At 48.1% G+C, this 1,871-nt stretch carries 1 tRNA gene and 1 rRNA gene; both read right to left on the bottom strand.

Going from position 1 to position 1,871, the window contains the following annotated elements:
• Window position 1: 1 nt before the first annotated feature.
• Window positions 2-75 (bottom strand) — tRNA-Ile (locus KEM10_RS23625).
• Window positions 76-279: 204 nt separating this feature from the next.
• A 16S ribosomal RNA gene (locus tag KEM10_RS23620) occupies window positions 280-1,801 on the bottom strand.
• Window positions 1,802-1,871 lie beyond the last annotated feature (70 nt).

Here is a 1,871-nt window from a genome sequence, read left to right as displayed (position 1 = left end):
GTAGTCCCGGGCAGACTTGAACTGCCGACCCCTACATTATCAGTGTAGTGCTCTAACCAACTGAGCTACGGGACTGTTGCAGTGTCGTCTTACCCCGTTTCTAACAGGATTGCTTGACGCTGTTTTAAATAGGCAGTAGTTTGTTAGGCAGTAGTCTGTAGTGATTTACTTTATGTATCTCTTGCTACTTTCTTTCTTTCCTTACTACTTCTACTTAATAAGTTTTGAATAATACCCAAAAGGTAAAGTGCGCCTGAATGGCATAAAAAATTTCTCCAGAAAGGAGGTGTTCCAGCCACACCTTCCGGTACGGCTACCTTGTTACGACTTAACCCTAGTTACCAGATTTACCCTAGGCCGCTCCTTTCGGTGACAGACTTCAGGTACCCCCGGCTTCCATGGTTTGACGGGCGGTGTGTACAAGGCCCGGGAACGTATTCACCGCGCCATGGCTGATGCGCGATTACTAGCGAATCCAGCTTCACGAAGTCGGGTTGCAGACTTCGATCCGAACTGAGACCGGTTTTTGAGATTCGCATCTATTCACATAGTAGCTGCCCTCTGTACCGACCATTGTAACACGTGTGTAGCCCTGGACGTAAGGGCCGTGCTGATTTGACGTCATCCACACCTTCCTCGCGGTTTACACCGGCAGTCTTGTTAGAGTGCCCACCATTATGTGCTGGTAACTAACAACGTGGGTTGCGCTCGTTATGGGACTTAACCCGACACCTCACGGCACGAGCTGACGACAACCATGCAGCACCTTGTAAGCAGTCCGAAGAAAAGAATATCTCTACTCTATGCAGCCTACATTTAAGTCCAGGTAAGGTTCCTCGCGTATCATCGAATTAAACCACATGTTCCTCCGCTTGTGCGGGCCCCCGTCAATTCCTTTGAGTTTCATTGTTGCCAACGTACTCCCCAGGTGGATAACTTAATGCTTTCGCTTTGCCGCTTACTGTGTATCGCAAACAGCTAGTTATCATCGTTTACGGCGTGGACTACCAGGGTATCTAATCCTGTTCGATCCCCACGCTTTCGTGCATCAGCGTCAGTTACAGTCTAGTAAGCTGCCTTCGCAATCGGTGTTCTGTGACATATCTAAGCATTTCACCGCTACATGTCACATTCCGCCTACCTCGTATGTACTCAAGAATAACAGTATCAAAGGCAATTTTACGGTTGAGCCGCAAACTTTCACCCCTGACTTACTATTCCGCCTACGCACCCTTTAAACCCAATGAATCCGGATAACGCTTGCATCCTCCGTATTACCGCGGCTGCTGGCACGGAGTTAGCCGATGCTTATTCATACGGTACCGGCAAATACCCTCACGAGGGTAACATTCTTCCCGTATAAAAGTAGTTTACAACCCATAGGGCAGTCTTCCTACACGCGACATGGCTGGTTCAGACTTGCGTCCATTGACCAATATTCCTCACTGCTGCCTCCCGTAGGAGTCTGGTCCGTGTCTCAGTACCAGTGTGGGGGACCTTCCTCTCAGAACCCCTAGACATCGTCGGCTTGGTGAGCCGTTACCTCACCAACTACCTAATGTCACGCATGACCATCTTTTACCACCGGAGTTTTAAATATTAAATGATGCCATTCAATATCATTATGGGGTATTAATCCGGATTTCTCCGGGCTATCCCCCAGTAAAAGGTAGGTTTCATACGCGTTACGCACCCGTGCGCCGGTCGTCAGCTGCTGCAAGCAGCACTGTTACCCCTCGACTTGCATGTGTTAGGCCTGTCGCTAGCGTTCATCCTGAGCCAGGATCAAACTCTTCGTTGTATAAAAATTTTAAATGCTTTCAAAATTATTTATACCATTGACTTCAGGTTCACTTTTTACCTTTTGTTTT

Source organism: Carboxylicivirga linearis (assembly GCF_018271995.1).
GTDB classification, from domain to species: domain Bacteria; phylum Bacteroidota; class Bacteroidia; order Bacteroidales; family Marinilabiliaceae; genus Carboxylicivirga; species Carboxylicivirga linearis.
This window is presented reverse-complemented; position numbering and strand designations above follow the sequence as displayed.